Origin of the sequence: Gluconobacter albidus, from assembly GCF_002723915.1 — a bacterium.
Classification (GTDB): domain Bacteria; phylum Pseudomonadota; class Alphaproteobacteria; order Acetobacterales; family Acetobacteraceae; genus Gluconobacter; species Gluconobacter albidus.
Genome location: NZ_BEWL01000011.1, coordinates 87,085 through 113,491 on the forward strand (window position 1 = coordinate 87,085; position 26,407 = coordinate 113,491).

Consider the following 26,407-nt stretch of genomic DNA (forward strand, 5'->3'; position numbering starts at 1 on the left):
GATTGATTCTGTCAGTCTATTTCAACAACCTCGTATCGGAATCGTTATGAGAAATTCCTGAAGGCATCAGGAACTCCGCGAAAGGGAAGTTCAATGAGGTCAGTGTGTTGTGGTCCCGGCATAGATAAAAAACGTCTTCTTACAACGCGTAAGATGGCGCTTCTGATGACCGGTCTTGCAGGAATTCTGCCTGAATTTTCAGCCGCAGCCCCATCTCCGGCCACGACGGAGACCCCGGCGACCAGAACCACGAAGACCTCGGTTCTCAAAACGGCGCGCAAGCCCGTTGAGGTTGCCAGCAAAGAGGATGAGCAGGTCATTGTAACGGGTACGCGTGATCCGCATCAGACTGCCCAGAAGAGTATCAGCCCCATCGTCGTGATTTCAGCGAAACAGTTGCAGCAGACGGGACAGGCCGATCTGCGGGATGCGCTGATCCAGATGGCGCCGTCCATGACGCGTTCGAACATGAATATCGGCAATTCGAACATGACGGATGCGATACAGCTTCGGGGCCTGACGCCCAACCAGACGCTGGTTCTGGTCAATGGCAAGCGCCGTCATACGACTTCGGTGATGACCGACTATACCGGGCCGCAGCAGGGTTCGATCCCCGTCGATATCGACATGATCCCCGTCTCCGCGGTGGATCACATCGAAATTCTTCAGGATGGTGCGGCAGCGCAGTATGGGTCCGATGCGATTGCGGGTGTGGTCAACATCATCCTCAAGCATTCCGCGCATGCCCTGACGGCACAGGCCATCAATGGCGGTTACTATGCGGGCGACGGATTTACGTCAGGGGAATCTTTCAACTGGGGCACCGACCTTGGAAAAGGACGGGGTTTCTTTGATCTGAGCGCCGAATACAAATACATGGACCACACCGACCGTGGCGGCAGGGACAACCGTACGGGCGATTACGACAACCATATCATGGGCAATCCGCGTCAGATGCGCGAGACGATTTCCTATAATATGGGCTATCATATTACTGATAATATTCAGGCTTATTCCTTCGCGTCCTTTGGGCACGTCAACGGGGAAAGCTACCAGAACTATCGTCTGCCGACCGTTCTGCCCGAAGTCTATCCCAACGGATTTTCGCCTCAGATCACGCTGGCGCAGAACGATTACAGCTTCACCGGCGGTTTCAAGGGCAAGTTCGTCGGCTGGGACTGGGATGTCAGCACGACCTATGGCGGCAACGTGGCCGATGTCGGCATGTTCGATACGGTCAATCCCGATCTGTACAAGGCGACAGGTCACACGCCGACCCGTTTTTATCCCATGATGACCTTCAATGACACGCAGTGGACGACCGATGCGGGCATTCGTCGGGGCTTCGATGTTCCGCTTCTGGCGGGGCCGCTGAATTTCGCACTGGGCGCGCAGTACCGTTACGACACCTACCAGGTGGGTGCGGGTGAGCCGGCGTCTTATTACGGTGGTGGTCCTTCCGCCGATGATGGTCTTTCCCCCATGTCGGCGTCCAAGAATTTCCGCGACGTAACGGCGGGATATATGGATCTGTCCACACAGCTGATGAAGGGGTGGCAGCTCGATCTTGCCGGGCGCGTCGAGCATTATACGGATGTCGGCAATACCGAGACCGGCAAGGCGTCGATGCGTTACGACATCAATCCGATGTTCGGCCTGCGCGGGACGATCAGCAACGGGTTCCGCGCTCCGACGCTGGCCGAGGAGCATTATTCCAACATGGGGGTCTCCCCCACTGGCGCTTCGGGAATTCTGCCCGTTTCCTCAGCTGCCGCGCGGCTTCTGGGCTCGCGTCCCCTGCGGCCCGAGCGGTCCATGAACTATTCCGCCGGGATCGTGATCAATCCGCTTCCGCGCATGCATATCAGTGTGGATGTCTATCAGATTTCCCTGCGTAACCGCATCACGCTGGGAGGCGTCTATAATGGTCAGACAGCCATTGATGCGCTGGAAGCCGGTGGGTTCGGCCTGCCGGGCGGGTTGATCCCCGAGGATGTGACGGCACAGTATTTCGCCAATACGGCCAATACCCGCACACGCGGTATGGACATCAGCGCCAATTACGAAACGCCTTTCGGAAGGTTTGGCACCGTCAACTGGGATGTTGCGATCAATCTCAACGACCCGGTCATCACCCGCACGGCCACGGACGGAAACGGAAATTCCCTGCTGAATGCGCTCTATCGCGGGTTCCTCACGAGCTACACGCCGCACAGCAAGGAAATCATCGGCGGGACGTGGCGCAAGGGCAAATGGTCGGTCGCGATCCATGAAATCCATTACGGCAACGTGGTTTCGCAACAGCAGTATGTGACCGGCCCCTATGCCTATTCCAACACGGTCTATCTTCCCTTCAACAACGGGGCGAACCAGCAGACGAACATTCTTGTAGGCTACCAGGTTTCGCCGCAATGGCGCCTTTCTCTGGGGGCCAACAATCTTTTCAATGCCAAGCAGCCCATCGTGCCGAAGAACACGAATTACCTTGGAGTGCAGCGCTATAATTTCGATGTCCAGCAGATCGGATTCAATGGCGGATACTACTTCTTCCAAATCAATTACAGCATGAAATAACGTCTTTACCAGGCGGGAGAAGCCGAATGCCGGATGTTGTTGTCATCGGATGTGGAATCAGTGGCGCGGCCACGGCCTGGGAACTTGCGAAAGCAGGTCGGTCCGTCACCCTTGTGGATCAGTACGGACCGGCCTCCATGGCCAGTGGATGGACGCTGGCCGGGGTCCGGCAGTCGGGGCGTCATCCTGCCGAACTGCCGCTGGCCATGGAAGCGGTGAAAATCTGGCAGGGGCTGGATGAGGCGCTTGAAGCGTCCACCGGCTATACCCAGAAGGGTAATCTCCGGATTGGTCTGACCCCCGAAGATCTGCCTGCCTTGCAGGTCATTGCGAAGGAGGGTCAGGCGGCGGGCCTGTTTGTTGAGGTTCTTTCGGACGCACAGGCCGTTCGCGATATCGCCCCCGCCCTGTCTCCCGCGATTGCCGGTGCGACATGGTGCCCGACGGACGGACATGCGGACCCGGACGCCACGGTGAATGCCTATGTCAGCGCGGCCCGGCAGCTGGGCGTTGAGACCCTTTTTGGTGAGGCTGTGCTGTCTTTGGAGACGCGGAACGGTCGCATCTGTGGCGTGCGCACGGCCTCGCGAAGTATTCCGGCGGGCGGTGTCGTGCTGGCGACGGGCATTGGCGGCAACGACCTTCTGGCGCCGTTCGGCTGCGCTCTTCCGGTCGATGTGAGGAACGTGACGGTTGTGCGGACACGGCCCCTCCCGCCCCTGCTCTCGCAGGTTCTGTCCGTTGCGAGTGCCTGCAATTCCGATGCGGCCTGTGCCGGGCGGCAGCAACTGGATGGGGCGTTCCGCTTTACGAGCGGGATCAAAGTCTGGGACGGCCTGATGCGCGAAGAGCGTGGCAGGCCGATCGTTGCCCCGACTGTCGGCAGCCTGCTTGAAACCCTTCAGAGCTTTGGGGATATCGTCCCTGCCGTTCGGGACGCGGAGATCGACGCGTACTGGTGCGGTCTTGTCGATCAGACCCCGGATGCGCTGCCGGTTCTGGACCATGTTCCGGGCGTGGAAGGGCTGGTCATGGCGCGGGGATTTTCCGGGCACGGGTTCTGTCTGGGGCCCCTCACCGGAAAGATCATGGCCGCCCTTGTTCAGGGCGAGGTGTCTGCAGTGGATATTTCCGCCTTTGCGTTCAGCCGTTTTTCCGCTCCGGCCGCGTCCTCCAGCGCTCCCGTGACGCTTCATGGGTAGTGGCAACATCCTGTATGTCCTGCGGCTGGGCGGGTTGAAACTCCTGCTGCTGCTTCTGGTCTCGATAGCGGGGTTCGTGCTGCTGCATCTCGCGCCGGGTGATCCCCTCTCGCAGTTCACGCTCGCGCCCGGCATGACGGCGGAGCGGCTGGCGCAGATCGCGCATGGCATGGGGCTCGACCAGCCTTTGTGGCGGCAGTACCTGCACTGGCTGTACGGCATCATGACGGGCGACTGGGGGCGCTCTTTCCGGGATCAGGCCCCGGTTCTGGGCATCATTGTCTCGCATCTGGCCGCGACCGTGGAACTCGGGCTGGCGGCGCTGGCGATCTCGTTCACGCTCGGGGTGGGCATGGGGCTGCTGGGGGCTTTGCGGTCCGGGCGGGTTCTGGACGATGTGACGTCCGTTGTGTCCATCGTGCTGTTCTCGCTTCCGACCTTCTGGCTGGGGCTGGTGTTCATCTATGTTTTTTCCGTGCGCCTGCACTGGTTTCCGACGGGGAATGTCAGCAGTCCGGGGGATCGGTCTGTGGTCGGATATCTCAGGCATCTTGCGCTTCCGGCGCTGACGCTCGGGCTGGTTTCCGTGCCCGTCTGGAGCCGTTACATGCGCACATTCGCCGGAGAAATCCTGAAGCAGGACCAGATCCGGACGGCACGCGCCCTGGGTCTGTCTTCCGGTCGCATCATCGTGCACCGCCTGTTGCGGGGCGCGCTCCTGCCCATGATTCCGGTGGCGGGGATCTATCTGCCGACGCTGCTCAGCGGCGCGCTTGTCACGGAGACGGTGTTCAGCTGGCCGGGTATCGGGCGTCTGTTCCTCGATAGTCTTCAGTACCGCGACTATCCTGTTGTCATGGGTGTTCTGATGTTCAGCGCCATTCTTGTTCTGCTCAGCAGCACGCTGGCGGAACTGGTGCATCATGCGGCCGATCCGAGGCTGAGGGCATGACGATGCGGCTTCCTTCGGTTCTGCGACGCCTGCTGTCCCATCCGCGCGGAATGGTGCCTGCGTTCTATGTACCTGCCATTATCGTGCTGTGCGCGATTGGCCCGTGGCTTCTGCCTTTCGGAGAGCTGCATGTCGATCTCTATCATCGTTTCCTCCCGCCGCTGGGCGACGGGCATCTTCTTGGGACGGATGAAATAGGGCGGGATGTTCTGAGCCGGGTTCTGATGGGGGGGCGGGTTTCGCTTCTGGTCGGGGTGGTTTCGACCGCGATCAGCACCCTGATCGGTACGACGGTGGGGATCGTTGCCGGGTATCATGCCGGTCTGTCGCGCTTCCTGATCACGACCGTGATCGACACCGTTTTGTGTTTTCCGGTGGTGTTTCTGCTGCTGACGCTTGCGGCCGTCCTGCATCCGGGGATCGGGACGATCATCGGGATCATCACGCTGGTCAGCTGGATGGAAGTTGCCCGCGTCGCGCAGGCCCAGACCCGTATCGTGCGGCAGCAGGATTATGTGACGGCCGTGGTCGCCATGGGGGCGGGAGACGCTCAGGTTCTGTTCCGCGAAATCCTTCCCAACATCCTTCCGGCCATCATCGTCAGCGCGACGCTCAACATCGCCCGGGCCATCCTGCTGGAATCCTATGTGAGCTATCTGGGATACGGCATCCAGCCGCCTGATGCGAGCTGGGGAAACCTGCTGAACAATGCCCAGGAATATCTGGAATCCGATCCCTGGCTTGCCATCATCCCTGGTGCGGTGATTGTTCTGACGGTTGTCATGTTCAATCTGCTGGGAGATGCGCTGCGGGATGCGATTGATCCAGCGAGGCGCGGCTCATGACCCGGAAGACGACCTCTCCCCTCCTGAGCGTTCGTAACCTCACCGTCAGTTTCGGCGGCCCGGATATCGTGGACGATCTGTCGTTCGAGATCGGGCATGGTGAGATCGTGGCGCTTGTTGGCGAGAGCGGGTCGGGGAAAAGTGTCGGCTCCCTGGCGGTCATGGGGCTGCTGGAGAATGCGGACATCCGGGGTTCGGCCTGTCTGGCGGGCGCGCAGGGGGCCGGGGGGGACACCGAACTTGTCGGTCTTCCTGCCCGCCAGATGCGGGCTTTGCGGGGACGGCGGATTTCCATGATCTTTCAGGATCCCCTGTCCAGTCTGGACCCTCTTCAGACGATCGGAAGCCAGATCCGGGAGGTTCTGAGGGCCCATACGCCCCTGAAAGGGCCGGCCCTGCGCGCACGGGCGATCGCCCTTCTGGAGCAGGTCGGGATTGTCGATCCGGAAGGCTGTCTGACGCTGTTGCCCCAGCGGCTTTCCGGCGGGATGCGGCAGCGTGTCATGATCGCTCTGGCCATTGCGGCGGAGCCTGATCTGCTGTTTGCGGACGAACCCACGACCGCGCTCGATGTCACGGTACAGGCGCAGGTTCTGCGCCTTCTGAAGGGACTGCGCGACCAGACGGGGATGGCCATGGTGTTCATCACGCATAATCTGGCCGTCGCATCCGCCATCGCCGATCGGGTGATCGTTCTCTATGCCGGTCAGGTGGTGGAGGATGCTCCGGCGGAGGTGTTTTTTCGGCGACCCGCCATGCCCTACAGCCGGGCGCTGCTGTCTGCCGCGCCACGGCTTGAGGCAGTCATGGGGGGATATGGACATCTCGAAGCGCCGCGTGGGCAGGTGCCCTCGCCGGGGCAGAGAGGAACGGCCTGCCGCTTTGCCAGCCGCTGCGACGATGTGCGGGAGGGGGTCTGTCTGGCTGCCATGCCGCCGCTTGTTTCCATCGCAGGACCCGGAGAGACAAACCATACTGTTCGCTGTGCCCGCTGGGAGGAGCTTGCACCATGACCACGGCTGTTCTGAGTGTGCGCGGGCTTTCGAAAACCTATGTCCAGCGGAAGGGTCTGTTGGGCGCGGTGAAGGAGACGCATGCGGTCAGGAATGTCTCGTTCGATGTGGGACGCGGCGAAATCCTGGGGCTTGTGGGGGAGTCGGGGTCGGGGAAGACGACCGTGGGGCGCATGGCCATGCGTCTTCTGGAGGCGACATCGGGGCAGGTTGTGCTGTCGGGGACGGATATCACGGCCTATTCGCAGGCCCGTCTGCGGGCTGTGCGGCGCAAGATGCAGCTTATCTTTCAGGACCCTTCGGCATCGCTGAATCCCCGACAGACGATCGGCCGCATTCTCAGGACGCCACTGGCGCTGCGCGGGATCGACAACGATCAGGAAATTCTCGAGACGCTCGCGCTCGTGGGGATGTCGCCCGATAGCCTGAACCGCACGCCTGCCATGTTTTCGGGCGGGCAAAGGCAGCGGCTGAGCATTGCGCGCGCGCTTTTGATGCAGCCGGAGCTTCTGGTGGCCGATGAGGCCGTATCTGCGCTGGATGTCTGCGTTCAGGCGCAGGTGGTCAACCTGTTCGTGGACCTGCGGGACCGACTGGGGCTTTCCGTCCTGTTTATCGGGCATGATCTTGCGGTTGTGGGCGTGGTCTCCGACCGGGTGGGCGTGATGTATCGCGGCGTGCTGGTGGAAGTGGCCAGAACGGCGGATCTCTTCCGCCGTCCGCGCCATCCCTATACGGCGCAGCTTCTCGCGGCAGCCCCCCGGCATGGCGCTCCGCTGCCGCCGGAGCCCGCGCCCTCACAGGTTTCACGGGCGGCGGAGGGGTGCGTTTTTGCGTCGCTCTGCGCTCACATGACGTCCGAATGTCTCAGCAGGCAGCCGGACCTCAGCGAGGTCGGCCCGGCGCATCAGTCGGCCTGTCTTCGGACAGAGCTGCATCTGGGCGGTGTTTGAATGTTCATGACAGCAAAGGACAAGTGTTATGGGACCTGAAGTCAAAGCCATCGTCACCGATCAGCTTCCTCCCGAGAGCGCGGATGTCGTCATTGTTGGCGGCGGGATCGTGGGTGTCAGCACGGCCTATGCGCTCGCCAGACGGGGCGTTTCGGTGGTCCTGTGCGAGAAGGGGCATGTCGGCGGGGAGCAGTCCAGCCGCAACTGGGGATGGGTGCGCCGCAATGGGCGCGATCCGCGCGAACTGCCGCTGATGATGGAGAGCTTCCGGCTGTGGAAGGAGTTTTCCGACAAAAAGATCGACACGGGATTTACCGCCTGTGGTGTGCTGTCAGTTGCGAAGACGGCGGCGGATCAGGCGCGGCACGAGAAATTCGTCGCTGACGCACAGCCCTATCAGATCGGCAGCCGTGTGGTGAGCGGGCGGGAGATCAGCACCATCCTTCCCGGTCTGGTCGGGACGTTCAGGTCCGCGCTTTACAATCCCACGGATGGCAGGGCCGAGCCGCAGCGCGCGGCCCCGCTCATTGCGCTGGCGGCACGCGAGATGGGGGCGAGCATCGTGCAGAACTGCGCGGTGCGCGGCATCGACAAGGAGGGCGGGCGCATCTGCGGTGTGGTGACGGAGCTGGGCTATATCCGCACGAGCCAGGTGGTCGTGGCCGGCGGCGCGTGGTCCCGGCTTTTCTGTGGCAATCTGGGTGTGTCCCTGCCGCAGATGAAGGTCCTGTCCTCGGTCTGCCGGACGGCGCCCGTTCAGGGACTTCCGGATGTTTCGGCGTATCTGGGCTCCGTGGCTTTCCGTAAACGCGATGACGGGGGCTATAATATTGCGCCCAGCGTCGGGCTGAGCGTGCCGATCGTGCCGGACATGTTCAGGCTCGGGCTGCAATATCTTCCGGCCTTCCGCGCCGAGCGCAAGGCTGTCTCGCCCCGTCTCGACAACCGCTTCCTGACCGAACTCCTGACGCCGACACGGTGGGACCTCGACATGCCCACGGCTTTCGAGAAAACCCGGACTCTCGATCCGCGTCCCAACGTCAAGCTGACGCGCTCCATGGTGGCGAAGCTGGAGGCGTTCTTTCCTTCGGTCGGGCATATTCCGGTCCTGCAGCACTGGGGCGGCCTGATTGATGTGGTTCCCGATGCCGTGCCTGTCATTGATACGCTGTCTTCAGTGCCCGGGCTGACCATTTCCACCGGGTATTCGGGGCACGGGTTCGGCATCGGTCCGGGGGCCGGGCAGCTCACCGCCGATCTGGTGACGGGGGCGACGCCTGTGGTGGACCCCACGCCGTTCCGCCTCTCCCGCTTTACGGACGGCACGCCCATCCGGCTGATCGGCGGTTTCTGAGGGATGGCAGGCTCTTTTCAGCTTTCCCGCCGCCAGAGCCTAACCCTTGGGGCCGGGTTTCTGGGGCACCTGACGCGTGCGGCACTGGCTCCGCGACAGGCCGTGGCCGCCGATCTCCCGGTTGCGGCGGGGGGAGACGCGCCGCCCAGCCAGAGGCAGGTCATTGTCGGGCTGTCCCAGGAGCCGACCGTTTTTCATCCGCTTCTGCCGCATATCGAAGTGGATGACGGGGTTCTGATGAACCTGTTCAGCCCGCTCTGGCGGATCAATGCCAAAGGCGCGTTCATCCCGGATCTGGTGACGGTCATTCCGTCTCTTGAAAACGGGGACATTTCCCCGGATGGCAGGACCTGGCGCATCCGGCTGAGGGGCGATGCGCTCTGGCATGACGGGCAGCCTGTTACGGCAGGCGACGTGCTGTTCACGCTCCAGACCCTTCGGGACCCCGCCTTCCCGGCCTATACCCGAAGCGGCTTCGACCTGATCGACCATGTCGAGCAGACCGGGCCGCTTGAGCTGAGCTGGCATATGCGTGAACCCTACGCGCCGTTCCACGCTGTGCTTGCAAGCGCGATGATCGTGCCCTCGCATCTGCTGAAGGGTGAAACGGATGTGTCCGCGTTTTCGCGCGCGCCTGTCGGTTCGGGGCCGTTCCGGTGGGGAGAACGGATTCCGTCCGAAGAGATCCGCCTGAAGGCCAATCCGCATTACCATCTCCCCAAAGCGGAGATCGAGGATGCGATCATCCGCTATATTCCCGATCTGACGGTGATGTTCACGCAGTTCGAAACCGGCGAGATCGACTATCTCGGGATGCAGGGCATTCTTCCGGACCGCTATCCACAGGCCAGGACCCTTCAGAACCGGACCATCATTCAGGCCCCCCAGCCTTTTGTGGAGGGGCTCGCTTTCAACATGGGGCGGCCCTGTTTTCAGGATCTGGCGGTCCGTCAGGCGATCTATGAGGCCATCGACAAGGAGACCATGCTCAAAACCCTTTTTCAGGGCATCGAGATTCCGACGGAATCCTTTCTGCCTGCCGAATCTCCCTTCTTTGACCCCGACCTGCCCCCGCACCGGTTTGACCCGGATGCCGCGGCGGAAAAGCTTGAACGCGCGGGATGGCGCAAAAACCGGGATGGGGTCCGGTCGCGTAACGGGCTTCGGCTGGAATTCACGAATGCGACCACGTCAAGCAATGCCCTGCGCACGCAGGCACAGGAAATCATACAGCAGTATCTGTCTGATATCGGCATCATCATGCGGATCGAAGACCGGCCGGCAGCTGTAATGTGGGGGCGTTACTGGGTCCATTCCGAATTTGACAGTGCGCTTGTGTCCGTGGACTACATGACCGGGTCCGACCCGGATGCTTCCAGCTTCTTCATGTCCACGGCGTCTCCCGCAAAAGGCGGCCGCGGCCAGAATGTGTTCCAGTACGCCAATCCGGAGGTGGACAGACTGTTCCAGGAAGGGAACAGAACATTCGACCGCACGGCCCGCATCCGCTGCTATCGGCGGATCCAGCAGATCCTGCGGAACGATCTGCCGATGCTGCCTTTTTATCAGATCAATAATATCGAAGGCATCAAGGCCACTCTTGCGGGGTATGAGAGCAACGTCAATGTCCGCTCCAATCTGTGGAACCTGTCCGAATGGCACTGGACATGACGCTGCGCGGCCGTGTTCAGTAGAGGTCTTCTTCCGAACAGCTGATTGACAGTTCGGCAACATTGGCGGTGTTCGGCAGATCCAGAACAGCGAGGATCATGCGCGCGATATCGTCCGGCTGCGTCATCTCGGCATCGTCTTTGGACGTGATGCTCCGGGCCATATCGGTAGCGACAAAGCCGGGGCAGACAGCTGTTGCCCGGATTCCGTCTGCCCAGCCTGTTTTCTTGATGCTGTGTGCGAGGGCAACAGCCGCATGTTTGGTGATGGCATAGGGGCCGGAGAGCGCCGATTTGACGCGTTTTCCGGACAGGGAAGCCAGAATGATGACACGTCCCCTTTTGCAGGCCTTGAGAAACGGCCATGCCGCCTGCACGAGCCGGATCGGCGAGCGCAGGTTCACCGTCAGCATCGTGTCCATGTCATCTTCGCTGATATCGACAATCGACGCAGGGATCATGACGCCGGCATTCGCGATCAGCGCGTCGATCCGGCCATAATGGGCTAGTGTTGCGTCGACCCAGTCTTTTTCCTGGTGCCGTTTCGCATCGAATTCATGCACGAAAAGGCCGGGACCGGGCGGCAGGGATGCAATATCGCGCACGCCGGCGCTGACGCGCCAGCCTGTCTGCCGCAACTGTTCGGAGAGAATTTTTCCAATGCCGCGATTGGCGCCGGAAATCATGACGACGCGGCTGGCTGGGGCTTCATGCATGAGGAACTCCGTATTTCCTGAGGGCGTGACCCGAAATAGCAGTGACAGGGCAGTGCATTCGATGTGAAACTGAAATGATAGCCACTGACCGGGATAATGTAATGCTGTTTGATGAACTGTCGGTTCAGAAATTCCATTTCAGGGTCCTGATCGCCGGGGCATGCGGCATTTTTACGGATGGTTATGTTCTGGGCTCCATCAGCCCTGCCCTCCCCAGTCTGACTTCGGAATTACATCTCGGTCCGCATCAGACCGGTCTGGTTGCGTCCGCGCCTCTGGCCGGGCTTCTGGTCGGGAGCCTGCTGGCCAGTCCGGTTCTCGACAGGATCGGGCGCAGGATTCCTTTTGCGTTCGATATGATGGCTTTTGTTGTGCTCGCGCTTCTTCATGCGCTTGTCTCAGATCTGGCCAGCCTGCTTGTCCTGCGATTCATTATCGGGTGTCTGCTGGGTTTGGATTACGTGGCGGGCAAGCTGTATGTGAGCGAGTTCCTCCCCTCGGCATCCCGCGGCAGGCTGATGAGCTGGCTGAGCGTGGCGTGGGTTGGTGGATATACGTCCGCTTACGCCATTGGATATGTCCTGCATCTCGCATGGCCGCAGGGGACGTGGAAAATGATTTTCATCAGCGCGGCCGTCCCTGCGCTTTGTGCTGCGGTTCTGCGCTACGGGATGCCGGAATCCATTCTGTGGCTTGTATCCCAACGCCGCTCTGGGGAGGCCCGGAAGATCGCAAACCGGCACTTCGGTGCCGTGGATCTTCCTGCCCTGGGTTCTGGAGACTCCGTTTCCGGCAGGACGGGCGTCATGCGGCGCATGGTCTTGCTATTCTCCGGAGTTCAGGGACGGCACAGTCTTGGCGCGACTGTTTTCTATGTCCTGCACAATGTGCCCTATCTGGTCCTGAGTGCTTTTCTTCCGGATGTCCTGCGCAGGGCGGGGCTGCATGATCCTTTCAGAAGCGGGCTGTTCTATGACGCGCTGCTTGTGAGCGGGTCCGTCATCGGATTATGGATCGTTGACCGTTTCAGGCGCCGTTCGCTGATGATGGGCAGTTTTATCCTTCAGGGAAGCTGTCTTTTTCTCATCAGCCTGTTTGATCCGCCGCCTTTCATCACGCTCACGCTTCTGACGGCTTTTGGCTTCATTCTCACGGCGGCGGATTGCCTGACCTATGTCTATCCGCCGGAGGTTTTCCCGACGGATCTGCGGGCGACGGGGGTCAGCCTGATGGTGTCCAGCAGCCGTCTTGTCGCGACAGTCAGCACCGCGCTCTTTCCGGCAGCGATCGCGGCTTATGGTCTGTCGGCCACTCTGGAGGCGATTGCCGTTCTTTTGTTCGCAGGCGCGGTGATCTGCGGGATCTGGGCGCCTGAAACGCAGGGGAAAAATCTCTCCGCGTGAAGAGAGAAAAGCCTCAGGTCCTGTAGATATTCGTGAAGATGTTTCTGAGGGCGGGCTCCGTTTTCGTCAGCAGGGCGTGGCGCAGCATTTCGGCCATTTCGAGCGGCAGGCGTCCGAATTCCCGCCGACGCGACACGAGTGTCAGACGTCTGTGGAAGCCTCCGACAGGCAGAGGGTGAACGGACAGTCCTTCTGTTTGGTCGTAGCCCGCTTCGTTCAGGCATAGCGGCGTGGAGATGGCGACGCTGCCATTACGGCAGGCAGCCAGAACGCCGGAGGGGAGATCGAATTCCTGTCCCAGGGGCACATCAATGCGCAGGCGGCGTAAAAAACGTTCGATTTCGGCACCGGATCTGGAGCGGAGGGAAAAACGCGCGAAGGGCGCGTTTGTCAGGAGCGTTTCCAGACTGTCACGGCTTTCGGGTGGGGGTGTTCCGCTGGGGGTGACGAGGACGTAGGGCTCTTCGAACAGGGGCCAGCGTTCCAGGCCGGGAACGTCTTCAAGGTCATCGACGCCAATGATGAAGTCGATCTGACGGGTCAGGAGGGCGGCGGCATGGGACTCCGTCAGGCCGGCAAGCACGACGAGATGTTCCACCCGCTCCTGCATGAAGGCTGAGAAGTCCTTCAGAATGGCGCGGGACAGGGAGTCGACAATTCCGATCCGGAGATGCGAGACGCGTCCTTTCTGCATTTCGCGCATGCGCCATGAAATCTGATGCATTTCAGAAATGAGATTTCCGGCGTACTGGCGCAGGACCGTTCCGGCGGCGGTCAGGGCAAGGGGACGGACGCTGCGATCGAACAGGGTCACGCCAACCCGGCTTTCGAAATCCGCGATTGTTTGCGAGACGGCGGGTTGCGTGATCCCCAGACTGCGCGCGGCTGCTGCCATGCTGCCCTTGTCGCAGACAGCGAGGAAGACGCTCAGGGCATTGACGTCGAAAGGCGGGAGACTGGGCGCCACGGGCATACCATAAGGAAAAATTATATTACCGTCCGGAATGCTCACCCTATGCTGTCCCTATTCCCTGGAGCAAGGTGCAGATGTCCGGCGAGCGCTATTCAGTTTTCTCCCTTTTGCGCGAAACGCTCCGTGGCCATAGCGGCTGGAAACCGGCATGGCGCAAGGCGGTTCCGCAAAAAACCTATGACATTGTCATCGTGGGCGGCGGCGGGCACGGACTGGCGACGGCGTATTATCTCGCGCGGCGTTATGGTCTGACCAGAATTGCCGTTGTGGAAAAGGGGTGGATTGGGGGCGGAAATGTCGGGCGCAACACGACGATCGTTCGGTCCAATTATCTTCTTTCCGGGAATATTCCGTTTTACGAACAGTCCATGAAGCTCTGGGAAGGGCTGGAACAGGATCTCAATTACAACGCGATGGTCAGCCAGCGCGGCGTTCTCAACCTTCTGCATAACGATGCACAACGCAATGCTGCCATCCGGCGGGGCAATGCCATGCGCCTCAACGGGGTGGATGCCGAACTTCTGGACCGGGAGGCCGTGCGGGCCAGACTGCCGTTTCTCGACTTCGGGAATGCACGCTTTCCCATTCAGGGCGGTCTTTTGCAGCGGCGTGGCGGGACGGTCCGGCATGATGCCGTTGCGTGGGGGTATGCACGGGCTGCCGACCGGCTGGGGGTCGATATCATCGAGAACTGCGAAGTTACGGGCATCCGGGTTCATGACGGGCGGGTTCTGGGGCTGGAGACGACGCGGGGATTTGTGGGGGCGCGGAAGGTCGGTCTGGCCTGTGCGGGAAATTCGTCCCGGGTGGCGGCGATGGCCGGGTTGCGGCTGCCGATTGAAAGCCATGTGCTTCAGGCCTTCGTGAGCGAGGGGCTGAAGCCTTTCATCGACTGTGTCGTAACGTTCGGGGCCGGGCATTTTTACGTCAGCCAGTCCGACAAGGGCGGCCTTGTTTTTGGCGGGGATATCGACGGGTACAATTCGTATGCCCAGCGCGGAAATCTGCCTGTTGTGGAAGACGTGCTGGAAAGCGGCATAGCGCTGATGCCCCGTATCGGGCGCGTCAGGCTGCTGCGACAGTGGGGGGGCATCATGGACATGTCCATGGATGGCAGCCCGATCATTGATCGGACCTCCGTGGCGGGGCTCTACCTGAATGCGGGCTGGTGTTACGGCGGGTTCAAGGCCACGCCTGCGTCCGGACTTTGTTTTGCGCATCTGCTGGCGCGCGACGAGCCCCATGAGGTGGCGCGGGCCTATCGGCTCGACCGGTTCGGCATGGGGGCGGTGATCGACGAAAAAGGCATGGGCGCGCAGCCCAACCTGCATTGAGGAGCGTGGCATGAGACTGACCTGCCCGCATTGCGGTTCGCGCGGTCTGGAAGAATTTTCCTATCGCGGGGATGCGACGGTCCAAAGGCCCGCGCTGGAGGCGCCGGAGGAGGACTGGGTTGCCTATGTATATCTGCGGGACAATCCCTGCGGAGCGCATCGGGAGCTCTGGTATCATGGCGCTGGCTGCCGGGCCTGGCTCGTGGTGGAGCGCGATACCCTTACCCATGTCGTTCACAATGTGCGTGCAGTTTGCCGGGAGGAGACGCCATGAGCGGGTTGCGGGTTGCGGGGCGGGGCCGAAAGGCACGCCGGACGTTCCGTCATGGCGCGGGTAACGGTCTCGAGACGGGGCGGCAGATCAGGTTTACGTTTGATGGAAAATCCTATCTGGGCCATCCGGGCGATACGCTGGCCTCTGCCCTTCTGGCCAATGGCGTGCGTCTGCTGGGCCGGTCGTTCAAATATCATCGCCCGCGGGGGCTGCTCAGCGCCGGGCCGGAAGAGCCCAATGCTCTTGTCGAGTTGCGGCAGGGTGCGGCGCGCGAACCCAATACGCGCGCAACCATAGCAGAAATTTTTGACGGGCTGGTCGCCTCCAGCCAGAACCGCTGGCCCGGTCTGGCGCTGGATGTTCTGGGGATAAATGGTTTTTTTTCGCCCGTTTTCACGGCGGGGTTTTACTACAAGACGTTCATGTGGCCCGCATCGTTCTGGGAAAAGGTTTACGAGCCGCTGATCCGTCGTGCGGCCGGGCTTGGGCGGGCGGCGGACGCCGCTGATCCCGACCGGTATGAGAAGATTACGGCATTCTGCGATGTGCTGGTTGTGGGGGCCGGGCCTGCGGGCCTGTCTGCTGCGCTGGCTGCGGCGGAAAGTGGCGTTCAGGTCATTCTCTGCGAACAGGATGCTCTTCCAGGCGGCCGTCTGCGCGGGGAGCGCACCCTGATTGACGGGCGTCCCGGCTGGATGTGGGCGCAGGATGCGCACAGACGTCTCGCGGGCATGACCAATGTGCGGATCATGACCCGGAGCTGTGTTTTTGCACGGTATGACGGGGGAACATATGGCGTGCTGGAGCGGGTCTTCGACCATCTGCCCGCGCCGCGGGAGGGGCAGCCGCGCCAGCGGATGTGGCGCGTGGTGGCGGAGCACTGCGTGGTCGCGACGGGAGGGATCGAGCGGCCGATCGTTTTTCCGAACAATGACCGCCCTGGCATCATGCTCGCGGCAAGTGTGCGGACCTATCTCCACCGCTTTGGTGTAATTCCGGGTCATCGGGCCGTCGTTTACACCAATAACAGTGACGGTCTGCGGACGGTTGCCGATCTGCATCATGCGGGCGTGCGGGTCGTGGCCATTGTGGAAGCCGGGACGTCCACGGCCGCGCAGGATCTGGCGCGCCAGACCGGGGCAGTGCTTTTTTCGGGTGCAACGATCGCCAATACATTCGGGAGGCTGGGTGTGACGGCGGCGGTCATCCGGGACGCTCACGGCAGGGAACACCGGGTAGGCTGCGATCTGATTGCCGTTTCCGGCGGATGGTCGCCCGATATTGCCCTGACGACCCATCAGGGCGCGCGACCCGTCTACCGGGACGATCTTGCTGCGTTTGTTCCCGCTCAGGGGGCCGGCGGGAGTGATCTGCATGTGGTGGGAGTTGCGGCAGGCGTGATGACGGACCGGGGGGCGTTTGAGAGCGGGCTGCGCGCCGGATATCTGACGTCCGGGGCGGACGGGAGCGGGAAGATGCGTCTGCCGGATGTGAACGATGCGGCTTATGACATCACCCCTGTGTGGCAGGGTCCGGGGACGGGAAACCTGCCGCGCGCGGGGAAGGCGTTTGTTGATTTCCAGAACGACGTCACGGCCAGGGACATCCGGCTGGCCGCGCAGGAAGGCTTTCAGTCGGTCGAGCATCTCAAACGCTATACGACGCTTTGCATGGCCACCGATCAGGGCAAAACGGCAAATGTGAATGCCCTCGCCATGCTGGCGGACATCACCGGGCGAAGCGTTTCGGAAACCGGGACGACGCTGATCCGCCCGCCCGTGCAGCCCGTGGCGCTCGGCGCGCTGGCGGGCGCGCATCGTGGCAGGCATTTCAGACCCTTCCGCCTTCCGCCGACCCATCGCTGGGCGGAAGAACAGGGCGCCGTGTTTGCGGAAAACGGGTTGTGGCTCCGCGCGCAGTGGTATCCGCGACCGGGAGAAACGCACTGGCTTGAGACGGTCAATCGCGAAGTGGAGACGGTCCGGAACAGGGTCGGGTTCTGCGACGTGAGCACGCTGGGGAAAATCGACCTTCAGGGGCCGGATGTCCGGGTCTTTCTGGACCGTCTGTACGTCAATGGCTGGCAGAAGCTGCCGGTCGGGCGCGCGCGCTACGGGCTGATGCTACGCGAGGACGGCTTTGTGTTCGATGACGGGACAACGGCGCGGCTGGGTGAAAACCACTATGTCATGACCACGACGACCGCAAAGGCCGCCAGTGTCATGCAGCATCTGGAATTCTGCCATCAGTGTCTCTGGCCGGAGTTGGATGTCCAGTTCATCTCCGTCACGGATGAATGGGCGCAGATCGCGGTTGCGGGGCCAAACTCCCGCGATGTGATGAGACAGATCGTGGATCCGGACTTTGACCTTTCCAACGCGGCTTTCGGCTTCATGGCGGCTGCGGACGTGACAGTTTGCGGAGGCTTGCGCGCGCGTCTGTTCCGGCTGTCATTTTCCGGCGAGCTGGCTTACGAAATCGCTGTTCCCGCCCGGTATGGAGATGCTCTGGCGCGCAGGCTGATGCAGGCAGGCGCGCCTTATGGAATTGCTCCTTACGGCACGGAAGCCCTGGGGGTGATGCGGATTGAAAAGGGTCATCCGGCTGGTGCGGAACTGAACGGACAGACCACGGCGCATGATCTGGGGATGGGGCGTCTGCTGTCCGGCAGAAAAGATTTCATCGGACGGCGTATGGCGGACCGTGCGGCGCTGCGCGATCCCGCGCGTCCCACATTGGTCGGGTTGAAGCCGCTGCGGGTGGATGCGCCACTGGTTTGCGGGGCGCATCTCCTGCCGAAAGGAGCAGCCGCGACGGCGGCTTCCGATCAGGGGTGGATTGCCTCTTCGGCGTGGTCGCCAACCGTGGGGTCGTGGATTGGGCTCGGCTTTCTGCAGAACGGTCCGGCCCGTCTGGGGGACGTTGTGGCGGTTCATAACCCGCTTGCCGGAACGGTGACGGAGGCCGTTGTCGTTTCACCCGTTTTTGTCGATCCGCAGGGAGAGCGCCTTCATGGCTGACATTTTACGCCCGGCGTCTCCGGTGAAACAGGCGCGCGTTACGATTGGCGATCTGGGTCTTGCCCTCCTGCCGCAGAAGGATCTGGTCAGTATCGGCCCTTTTCGGGGGCAAGCTGACGCCGTGAGTGCCACGGTAAAAGCCGCTTTGGGCGTCAGTCTGTCCAGCGGTTTTCAGGAACAGGACAGTCCGGAAGGCTATGCTGTTTTCAGGGCAGGACACAGTCAGTGGTTCTGTCGCGGACCGGAAGGCGGGATGCTGGAGGCGCGACTGGTGGCGCTTTGTGAAGGCCGGGCGGCAGTCACGGATCAGAGCGACAGTCGGGTCAGGTTCTCCCTGTGTGGCCCTGGTGCGGCGGCCATTGCGGCAAAGCTCGTGCCCGTGGATCTTCGGGCGTCCGCTTTCGCAAAAGACTGCGTTGCCCTGACGCTTGCAGGGCACATCCCGGTCATTCTGACCTGCCGGGAGGTGTTGCTGGAATACGAATTTCTGGTGCCCCGGAGTCTCGCGCAGAGCCTGTTCGACGATATTCATATCGCCATGAAGGGCGGGATTCCGGGTTCTGACCCTATCTGCAGCCGTGCAGACAAAGGGGATTACTTTATTCCCAGTGTGGAAATGGATCCGCGAGATGATCGTAATGCCAGGGCATGAACACCTCGTCCTGTGAAGGCGGGACAAGGCAATCGTCCAGAGCCGCGCGGATGCCCGCTTCGTCCATTCCGGCGCCTATGAAGACGAGTTCCTGACGGCGGTCTCCGTAAACGTCGTCCCAGTAGCCTGCGAGTGTGGCGCGCCATGCCGCGTCGTCCGGCCAGTTCTGGTGGGGAACGCTGGCCCACCAGCGTCCGGCAGCCTGATGGCGGGCCAGAGCGCCTGCGATGCTCAGGTCGCCAACCCAGTCCGGTCGTGTTGCGAGCCAGAAATAGCCTTTGACCCGGACGACACCCTCCCATGACTGTTCGATGAAAGCGGCGAAAGCTTCCGGATTGAAGGGGCGTTTGGCCCGATAGACAAAACTGGTGATGCCATATTCCTCAGTCTCGGGGCGATGTTCGGCATGACCGTGCAGTTCCCGGAACCAGGTCGGGTGCTGGTGCGCGCGGTCGAAGTCGAAAAGACCCGTATTCAGGATCTGGTCCGGCGCAACCTGCGCTCTGGCGTGTTTCGATGAGCTTCGCATCTGCGTTCAGGGAGCGGATGATCAGCCGGGCCGCCTCTGCCTGTTCAGGCGAGGCCGTATCCATCTTGTTGAGGATGATGACATCCGCAAACTCGATCTGATCGACGAAGAGATCCACGAGCGCGCGTTCGTCGTCCTCTCCCGCCACTTCCCCCCTGTCCCGCAGAAAATCAGTCGAACCATAGTCCCGGAGCAGGTTCACCGCATCCACGACCGTCACCATCGTATCGAGGCGTGCGATGTCGCTCAGGCTGCGCCCGTCCTCATCGCGGAATTCGAAGGTTGCGGCCACAGGGAGAGGCTCGGCAATGCCGGTGGACTCGATCAGGAGATAATCAAACCGCTTTTCCTGCGCCAGCCGGTCCACTTCCGTCAGAAGGTCGTCGCGCAGGGTGCAGCAGATGCATCCGTTGGTCATTTCGACCAGTTTTTCGTCTGTTCGCGAGAGGTTACTGCCCCCATTACGAACGAGATCCGCATCAATATTCACATCGCTCATATCATTGACGATGACGGCAACCTTCAGCCCTGCACGGTTATTGAGGACATGATTGAGAAGCGTTGTCTTGCCGGCCCCCAGAAAACCGGAAAGGACAGTCACGGGCAATCGGGTATCCGACATGTAGAGGAGATCCTTGGGACGTTGCAGCGGGTTGATCCGCCCTCATTATTTGATATGATATAACATATCAATGATAGGGGAAATTGTCTGCGATGTCTGTCTGTCCGACACGCCGCCGTCTGGAGCGCCAGTTGCCGTTCGGTGGCATCCTGTCTGCGCATCGCAGCCTTGAGATGCACCGGATGGACGTGTCACCAGGCCTGAGGGCGGCAGCGTCAACCTATCTTGTGACGGGGCCGCGTCTGCTCATGGCAAAGGGGGCTCTGTCGGAAATGGCCGCACAGCTTGCTCCGCACTGCCCGGAGTCTGCGCGGCTTTTGATTCCGGACATGCTTGAGCTTGCGGAAGTTTACAGCGCGGTGTCCGGACACCGGAACCTGCGTGTCCGGCTGGAGAAAATCACCACGGACAGTTGCCGGAAATTCCACGTGGACTGTGTAGATCTGCGGCTGCTTCGCGCTTATGCCGGGCCGGGCGTTCAGTGGACTGCTGACGAGGGGCAGACTGTGCAGGAGGCTCCGACAGGTGCTGTTGTTTTCCTGAAGGGAAAGCATTTTCCGGGCTGGGACGAGGCGGAAAAAATTCTCCATCGCTCGCCTCCTCTCTCATTCCGACCGGTGCCGGAGCGTGTCCGGCTGCTTCTGACAATCGACGAAGCAAATGCCTGTGGGGATGCCGCGTTCGATATGGTTGCCTGAGGCTGATAAGAAGCGTTCTTATGTCTGGGTGACATCGACCCATTCCGCGCTGACGAGTTCCGCCAGACGGTCCGGTGTCAGGCAGACGGAACTGTTCCTGTCGCCTGCGGCGGGCCAGACGTTATCGAAGGCCCGCAGGGAGATGTCGCAGAACACGCGGACCGGCTGCGGCAGGCCAAAAGGACAGACGCCCCCGACCGGATGGCTTGTCAGTTGCAGCACCTCGTCCGCGGGCAGCATACGCGGCCGGTTTCCGAACGTGTCTTTCGTCTTGCGGTTATCCAGACGTCCCGTCCCGGCCATGACGACCAGAATCCGTTCCTCGCCCACTTTCAGCGCCAGCGTCTTGGCAATCTGTCCTTCCTGCACTCCGAGGGTCTGAGCGGCTTCCGCCACCGTCGCGGTGCTGTCTTCCAGTACGACGGGCTGGATATCGGGTGCGTTTGCCTCAAAAAACGCCTGCACGGAACTGCGGCTCATCTCTTGCTCCTCATGATGCGGGAAGACCGTTTGTAATCCGGTTTCAGGCGGATTTCACGTCACGGGCCAGGCCTGCATGCCGATCCGGGCGATTTCGAGCAGACGCTCCCGGGAAGCGCCGTCACGGGCCTGAACCGCCATGCCACGCAGCAGGGAGCCGTAGAAGGCCGCCAGAGCTTCGATATCGGTATCGGCTGGCAGGTCTCCCACGTCCTGCCCTTTTCGCAGACGGCTGGCCATGGCGTCTTCGGCCTGGGTCCGCTGACTGGCGAGAAGGTCGCGCAGGCGGGTCTGGTGCGGCGAGCACTGCGTCGCCGCGACCGAAATCATGCAGCCTGCCGGCCGGTCGGGGCGCGTGAATTCCACAGCGGCGGCGGTCGTCAAATCCCGAAAAACCGTGCGCGTATCGGCGTCTTCACGCAGAATGGAGAGGAACCAGCCGCCTGCAACGCTCAGATAGGTCTCGATCACCTCGTGATACAGCGCCTCCTTGCTGCCGAAGGCGTTGTAGAAGCTGGAGGCGCTGATCTGCATGGCCGCGATCAGGTCGTCGAAGCTCGTGCCTTCATAGCCACGGTCCCAGAACAGGCGCATGGCGGCGCACAGGGCTTTCTGACGGTCAAAGGACTGAGGGCGGCCCCGCCCCCGCCGCTCGCCGGGTTCTTTTTTTGGTGTCATCGCTCCATAAATCCTTGAAACCGGAAATCCAAGCCTCATATGCCTTATGTTGGAGCGATCACTCCACATTTAAATCCTCTGGTTTCGACAAACCGGGCATGTGAAGCGCGCAGGCGTTCCAGCCCTTACAGACAGGCACATCTCCATGAGCAGACTTTCCGGAAAAGTGGCAATCGTGACCGGCGCATCCAAGGGCATTGGCGCGGGTATCGCCAAGGCGCTCGCCGCAGAAGGCGCGGCGGTCGTCGTCAATTACGCATCCAGCAAATCCGGGGCGGACGCCGTTGTTGCCGCCATTACGGGCAACGGTGGAAAGGCGGTTTCCGTGCAGGGCGATGTCTCGCGCAAGGCGGATGCGCAGGCGATTGTGGAGACGGCAATCAGCCAGTTCGGCAGGCTGGATATTCTTGTGAACAATTCCGGTGTTTACGAATTTGCGTCGATCGACCAGATCACCGAAGAGCATTTCCACCGGCTTTTCAATATCAACGTTCTGGGCACGCTCCTGACCACGCAGGCCGCGGTGAAGCATCTGGGGGATGGCGGAAGCGTCATCAACATCAGTTCTGTCGTCTCGCGCATTACGCCGCCCGATCTGGCCGTCTATACGGGAACGAAGGGTGCGGTGGATGCCATAACCGGCTCCCTTGCGCGCGAACTCGGCCCACGAAATATCCGGGTCAATGCCATCAATCCGGGTCTGGTCGAAACGGAAGGAACCAAAGCGGCCAATGTCGTTGGTTCTGAGGCGGAACAGTTTATTGTTTCACAGACTCCCCTAGGACGCAGTGGCCAGGTGCAGGACATTGCCCCGCTTGCCGTGTTCCTTGCCTCCGACGAAGCCCGCTGGCTGACTGGCGAGACACTCATCGCGTCCGGCGGGCTGCGGTAAGGTCCGATATTGACCCGGCAGAGTTCTGCCGGGTCATTTTTTTTTGCTTGCCTACCCTGCCGTACGAGACCTGCTGGCGACAGAGAATTATTTATCCTTCCGGTTTTTATACACACAGAACTGGAAACTATTCCTTGGAAACGACGGAACCCGAAGCACAAGCGGGATGTTTACCGCTCAGGTTGCAGAACCCGGTGCGCAGTGGGGTGCACTGTTTTTTCAGGGAACGCAGTCGAAGGACTGCCGCAAGAGGGATGAGACAACGCAGCGAGGCGGACAGGCTGATCACGAAAATCGTGGTGGTCGTCACGATGGGAGCGCTGGCCTTCGGATATGACACGGGCGTCATTGCCGGAGCGCTGCCGTTCATGCAGCTTCCGGTCGCGAAGGGCGGGCTGGGGCTTACGCCTCTGACGGAAGGACTGGTGACATCCGCGCTGGTTCTGGGGGCGGCTTTCGGCTCGCTGATCTGCGGGATGATGGCGGATCGGTTCGGACGACGGGACAGTCTGATGGCGCTGTCGGTCGTGTTCGTCATCGGGGCGATCGGCACTGCGCAGGCACCGTCCGTTGCGGTGATGGTTGCCATGCGGGCCGTGCTGGGTTTTGCCGTGGGCGGGGCGTCCGCGCTTGTACCGATGTTCATTTCCGAAATGGCGCCCTCCGGACGCAGGGGACGGCTGGTCAGCCAGAACGAAATGATGATCGTGACGGGACAGCTCGTCGCCTACACGCTCAATGCCGGACTGGCGCATTTTTCGGAATCACCGTCCATCTGGCGCACCATGCTGATGATTGCCGCGGTTCCGGCCATCCTTCTGGGGGTGGGGCTGTTTTTCGTTCCGCGCTCTCCGCGCTGGCTGGCGAGTCAGGGCCGGACGGACGAAGCGAAGCATGTGCTGGAACTCATCCGCTCCACCGACCGTCAGGTCCGTCACGAGATGCGGGCGATCTACACGGCCGTGGACGACGATGCGGAACAGATTGGCTGGCGTCAGGCATTCGGGGAAGTCTGGATCCGGCGTCTGCTGATGCTGGGGGTGGGGCTTGGATTTACGGCCCAGTTCACCGGCGTCAATGCTTTCATGTATTTTACGCCCATCATCCTGCGCCAGACGGGGCTTGGAACCGAGGCGGCGCTGATCGCGACGATTGGCGATGGTCTTGTTGCCGTGGGGGCGACCTTTGCGGGGATCTGGATGATCGGGCGTTTCCCGCGACGCGTCACGCTTCTGGGTGGGCTGTGCGGTGTGGTTCTGGCGCATCTGGGGCTTGGAGCAACGCTGCTGTTTCTCAAGGGAACGGCTGTGGAAAGCTATGCGGCTCTGGGTTTCATCCTTCTGGCCCTGCTCTTCATCCAGATGATGGTTTCTCCGCTGTACTGGCTGCTGATGTCCGAGCTTTTTCCAATGCGCGCCCGTGGGGTTCTGACGGGTCTGTCAGTCTCATCGCAGTGGATCTTTAACGCTACAGTCACCTTTCTTTTCCCCGTTTTCCTGCATGCGATCGGACCGGGCACGTTTTTTGTCTTCGCGACGATCAACGTCCTCTCCCTCTGTTTCGTGGCGCGGTTTCTTCCGGAAACGAAGGGCTTGTCGCTGGAGAAGCTGGAGACGCATCTCAAAGATCATCTCTCCCCGGATGACTCCGGAAACGTCAGCCCTGCAACACTTCCAAGCAGCCCATGACGGATGCGGCCTACCCCTCTGACCACAAGGCCGGAGGGACCAGGCCGCTGCATGTCAGGCGTCCGCCGGTCAGGCAGGAGGGGGCGCCGGTGATGGTCGGGGCGGAGAGTGGCAGTTTTCGCAGGGCCCGTACGGCCAGAAATCCGAAACATTCCGCCTCCAGATCATCGCCATTCCAGCCGAGTTTTTCGACCGGCATCACGGGCGCCGGCAAAGCGCGCTCAAGCTCTTCCATGAGGGCCGGGTTGTGGCGACCGCCTCCGCACACATACCAGGCTGCCGGAGGGCGTGGCAGCGGTGTGCGCCGGATGGCCTCGACCGTAAAGGCGACAAGCGTTGCGGCACCGTCCTGCGGTGACAGCGCACTGACCGCAGTCATGGCGCGCTGGAAGGTCAGGCGGTCCAGCGATTTGGGGGCCGGTCGGGAAAAATAGGGATCTGCCAGCAGAGGCTCAAGAATGTCTTCGTGAACCGATCCCGAGCGGGCCAGTGCGCCGTCCACATCGCAGGCGGTGCCGGTATGGAGAAAGGCCCAGTCATCCAGCAGGGCGTTTCCCGGGCCGGTATCGCAGGCATGGATGCTTCCGTCCGCCTCCACCAGCGTCACATTCGCAACCCCGCCAATATTGAGGATCGCAACCGGGCCTTCATGCTCCCGCAGCAGGGCGGCGTGATACCACGGCGCCAGAGGGGCCCCTTCCCCACCGGCGGCGACATCTGCGCTGCGAAAATCATGAATGACCGGAAGGCCGGTTTCACGCGACAGCAGGGCGGCGTCGCCGATCTGCCAGGTCAGGCGGCGTTCGGGGGCGTGCAGGATGGTCTGTCCATGAAAGCCGATCAGATCGACGGTGTCTGTCTTCTGGCGCAGGATCTGGACGGCCTCGATGTGACGCAGGGTGAGGTCCCGCTCCACACTGCGCAGTTCCGGATCTTCGGGGCTCAGCGTTGTGGCGCGCGACAGCAGATCGCGGGCGCGGGCGCGCAGTTCCGGCGAATATGTCAGGCTGAGGCCGGGGCCATGCGAGACAATCTTCTCACCGTCCGTCCGGACGAGGGCTGCGTCCACGCCATCCAGCGATGTGCCGCTCATCAGGCCTATTGCGGTCAGGCATCGCATCAGTCGTGCTCCTCGGAGGTTTGCAGTTCCACGACGAAATCATAGAGGTCGGCGCGATAGCAGGAGAATGTGACCTCAAGGACGCGCCCGTCAGGAAGGAAGGAGCGCCGTTCGATTTCAAGAATGGCCGTGGGGTGGCTGATATGGAGCAGTTCGGCTTCGTGGAGTGTGGCCATGCGCGCCCGGATCCGCTGAAGTGCCCTGACGGGCAACAGGCCGTGCGCTTTCAGGGCCGCGTAAAACGATTCCCCGACCAGTTCCGGAGAGGCCAGATCCCGACGTGAGATGACGGCTGTTTCGATGGCCATGGGCTCGCCGTCCGCGGTCCGGATCCGTTTCAGGCGCAGGACCGGGGCGGCCGGAGCGATGCCCAGCGCCATGGCTTCGTCCGGGCTGGCGCCTGCGGCGCGCTTGTCCAGCCAGATTGATGCCGGTTCGTAGCCGCGGGCCCGCATGTCGTCAGAAAACCCCATCAGGACCGAAAGCGGCTGCTGGATCCTGCGGGAGACGAATGTTCCTGCGCCGGGGCGCTGGGTCAGGAGGCCAGCCGTCACCAGCTGTTCAAGCGATTTGCGGACCGTCACACGGGAGACGCCTGTCAGCGCGGCCAGTTCACGCTCCGGCGGGACGGCATCGCCGCCGCGCAGGGTGCCCCCGTTGATGAGTTCGCGCAGGCGTTCAGCCAGTTGCAGATACAGGGGTTTGCGGTCGGTCTCATCTGGCGTGAGGGCAGCAAAAATGTTTTCCGTGGGCTTCACGTCCATA

The 26,407-nt window shown here is 61.6% G+C and carries 22 protein-coding genes and 1 pseudogene; 16 read left to right on the forward strand and 7 right to left on the reverse strand.

Annotation, left to right across the window (positions count from 1 at the left end; all coding sequences use genetic code 11):
- The first annotated feature begins 165 nt into the window (after positions 1–165).
- The 8 genes from GAL01_RS12465 to GAL01_RS12500 are packed head-to-tail and all read left to right on the forward strand — an operon-like array spanning position 166 to position 10,564.
- Positions 166–2,574, forward strand: a complete 2,409-nt coding sequence (locus GAL01_RS12465; protein ID WP_082780141.1) for a TonB-dependent receptor plug domain-containing protein — start codon at positions 166–168, stop codon at positions 2,572–2,574.
- 26 nt (positions 2,575–2,600) lie between these two features.
- The gene (locus GAL01_RS12470) at positions 2,601–3,776 is read left to right on the forward strand and encodes an NAD(P)/FAD-dependent oxidoreductase (protein ID WP_062032363.1); all 1,176 of its coding nucleotides are present in this window, start codon (positions 2,601–2,603) and stop codon (positions 3,774–3,776) included.
- Positions 3,769–4,728, forward strand: coding sequence for an ABC transporter permease (locus tag GAL01_RS12475; protein ID WP_062032358.1), 960 nt, complete (start codon positions 3,769–3,771; stop codon positions 4,726–4,728). Before GAL01_RS12470 ends, GAL01_RS12475 begins: the two co-directional genes overlap by 8 nt.
- A complete protein-coding gene (locus tag GAL01_RS12480) occupies positions 4,725–5,573 on the forward strand; it encodes an ABC transporter permease (protein ID WP_082790795.1) in 849 nt (282 codons plus the stop codon). Before GAL01_RS12475 ends, GAL01_RS12480 begins: the two co-directional genes overlap by 4 nt.
- Entirely contained in the window at positions 5,570–6,586 is a 1,017-nt protein-coding gene (locus GAL01_RS12485; protein ID WP_062032351.1) for an ABC transporter ATP-binding protein, read from the forward strand. The genes GAL01_RS12480 and GAL01_RS12485 overlap by 4 nt, the downstream gene beginning before the upstream one ends.
- Positions 6,583–7,539: an oligopeptide/dipeptide ABC transporter ATP-binding protein gene (locus tag GAL01_RS12490; protein ID WP_062032347.1), complete on the forward strand. Its 957-nt coding sequence runs from the start codon at positions 6,583–6,585 to the stop codon at positions 7,537–7,539. Before GAL01_RS12485 ends, GAL01_RS12490 begins: the two co-directional genes overlap by 4 nt.
- Before the next feature lie 28 nt (positions 7,540–7,567).
- Positions 7,568–8,893, forward strand: coding sequence for an NAD(P)/FAD-dependent oxidoreductase (locus GAL01_RS12495; RefSeq protein WP_062032344.1), 1,326 nt, complete (start codon positions 7,568–7,570; stop codon positions 8,891–8,893).
- 3 nt (positions 8,894–8,896) lie between these two features.
- Positions 8,897–10,564, forward strand: coding sequence for a peptide ABC transporter substrate-binding protein (locus tag GAL01_RS12500; RefSeq protein WP_062032341.1), 1,668 nt, complete (start codon positions 8,897–8,899; stop codon positions 10,562–10,564).
- Between the two features lie 16 nt (positions 10,565–10,580).
- Here GAL01_RS12500 and GAL01_RS12505 read toward each other — a convergent pair whose 3' ends face one another.
- Entirely contained in the window at positions 10,581–11,279 is a 699-nt protein-coding gene (locus tag GAL01_RS12505) for an SDR family NAD(P)-dependent oxidoreductase (RefSeq protein ID WP_062032337.1), read from the reverse strand.
- A gap of 101 nt (positions 11,280–11,380) precedes the next feature.
- Between GAL01_RS12505 and GAL01_RS12510 the strand changes: the two genes are divergently transcribed.
- Positions 11,381–12,682, forward strand: a complete 1,302-nt coding sequence (locus tag GAL01_RS12510) for an MFS transporter (RefSeq protein WP_062032333.1) — start codon at positions 11,381–11,383, stop codon at positions 12,680–12,682.
- Between the two features lie 13 nt (positions 12,683–12,695).
- Here GAL01_RS12510 and GAL01_RS12515 read toward each other — a convergent pair whose 3' ends face one another.
- Positions 12,696–13,649 (reverse strand): LysR family transcriptional regulator, encoded by a 954-nt coding sequence (locus tag GAL01_RS12515; RefSeq protein ID WP_231865411.1) that lies wholly within the window; start codon positions 13,647–13,649, stop codon positions 12,696–12,698.
- An 80-nt stretch (positions 13,650–13,729) separates the two neighbouring features.
- Here GAL01_RS12515 and GAL01_RS12520 point away from each other — a divergent pair, with 80 nt between their 5' ends.
- The 4 genes from GAL01_RS12520 to GAL01_RS12535 are packed head-to-tail and all read left to right on the forward strand — an operon-like array spanning position 13,730 to position 18,935.
- On the forward strand, positions 13,730–14,989 hold the full coding sequence (locus GAL01_RS12520; protein ID WP_062032326.1) for a sarcosine oxidase subunit beta family protein: 1,260 nt from the start codon (positions 13,730–13,732) through the stop codon (positions 14,987–14,989).
- Positions 14,990–14,999: 10 nt separating this feature from the next.
- The gene (locus GAL01_RS12525; protein ID WP_062032322.1) at positions 15,000–15,263 is read left to right on the forward strand and encodes a sarcosine oxidase subunit delta; all 264 of its coding nucleotides are present in this window, start codon (positions 15,000–15,002) and stop codon (positions 15,261–15,263) included.
- On the forward strand, positions 15,260–18,283 hold the full coding sequence (locus GAL01_RS12530) for a sarcosine oxidase subunit alpha family protein (RefSeq protein ID WP_062032319.1): 3,024 nt from the start codon (positions 15,260–15,262) through the stop codon (positions 18,281–18,283). Before GAL01_RS12525 ends, GAL01_RS12530 begins: the two co-directional genes overlap by 4 nt.
- Complete coding sequence (locus GAL01_RS12535) at positions 18,276–18,935, forward strand: sarcosine oxidase subunit gamma (protein WP_062032316.1); 660 nt, start codon at positions 18,276–18,278, stop codon at positions 18,933–18,935. The genes GAL01_RS12530 and GAL01_RS12535 overlap by 8 nt, the downstream gene beginning before the upstream one ends.
- On the opposite strand, the pseudogene zigA reads toward GAL01_RS12535, so the two are convergent.
- Positions 18,883–20,086, reverse strand: a pseudogene (zigA, locus tag GAL01_RS12540) (zinc metallochaperone GTPase ZigA). The gene GAL01_RS12535 and the pseudogene zigA overlap by 53 nt on opposite strands.
- Before the next feature lie 92 nt (positions 20,087–20,178).
- Between zigA and GAL01_RS12545 the strand changes: the two are divergent.
- Positions 20,179–20,784, forward strand: a complete 606-nt coding sequence (locus GAL01_RS12545) for a DUF1826 domain-containing protein (protein WP_062032311.1) — start codon at positions 20,179–20,181, stop codon at positions 20,782–20,784.
- Positions 20,785–20,802: 18 nt separating this feature from the next.
- On the opposite strand, the gene GAL01_RS12550 is transcribed toward GAL01_RS12545, so the two are convergent.
- Both GAL01_RS12550 and GAL01_RS12555 read right to left on the reverse strand, forming a co-directional pair.
- Complete coding sequence (locus tag GAL01_RS12550; protein WP_062032307.1) at positions 20,803–21,264, reverse strand: YbaK/EbsC family protein; 462 nt, start codon at positions 21,262–21,264, stop codon at positions 20,803–20,805.
- A gap of 54 nt (positions 21,265–21,318) precedes the next feature.
- On the reverse strand, positions 21,319–21,942 hold the full coding sequence (locus GAL01_RS12555) for a TetR/AcrR family transcriptional regulator (protein ID WP_231865410.1): 624 nt from the start codon (positions 21,940–21,942) through the stop codon (positions 21,319–21,321).
- 145 nt (positions 21,943–22,087) lie between these two features.
- Here GAL01_RS12555 and GAL01_RS12560 point away from each other — a divergent pair, with 145 nt between their 5' ends.
- Both GAL01_RS12560 and GAL01_RS12565 read left to right on the forward strand, forming a co-directional pair.
- Positions 22,088–22,834, forward strand: a complete 747-nt coding sequence (locus GAL01_RS12560; protein WP_062032304.1) for a glucose 1-dehydrogenase — start codon at positions 22,088–22,090, stop codon at positions 22,832–22,834.
- A gap of 254 nt (positions 22,835–23,088) precedes the next feature.
- Positions 23,089–24,522 carry a sugar porter family MFS transporter gene (locus tag GAL01_RS12565; RefSeq protein ID WP_062032301.1) on the forward strand — a complete coding sequence of 478 codons (1,434 nt, stop codon included), beginning with the start codon at positions 23,089–23,091 and terminating at the stop codon, positions 24,520–24,522.
- A 10-nt stretch (positions 24,523–24,532) separates the two neighbouring features.
- On the opposite strand, the gene GAL01_RS12570 is transcribed toward GAL01_RS12565, so the two are convergent.
- Together GAL01_RS12570 and GAL01_RS12575 are read right to left on the reverse strand one after the other, a co-directional pair.
- Positions 24,533–25,642 carry an anhydro-N-acetylmuramic acid kinase gene (locus tag GAL01_RS12570; RefSeq protein ID WP_099253317.1) on the reverse strand — a complete coding sequence of 370 codons (1,110 nt, stop codon included), beginning with the start codon at positions 25,640–25,642 and terminating at the stop codon, positions 24,533–24,535.
- Positions 25,642–26,406 (reverse strand): GntR family transcriptional regulator, encoded by a 765-nt coding sequence (locus tag GAL01_RS12575; RefSeq protein WP_082780139.1) that lies wholly within the window; start codon positions 26,404–26,406, stop codon positions 25,642–25,644. The genes GAL01_RS12570 and GAL01_RS12575 overlap by 1 nt, the downstream gene beginning before the upstream one ends.
- Position 26,407 lies beyond the last annotated feature (1 nt).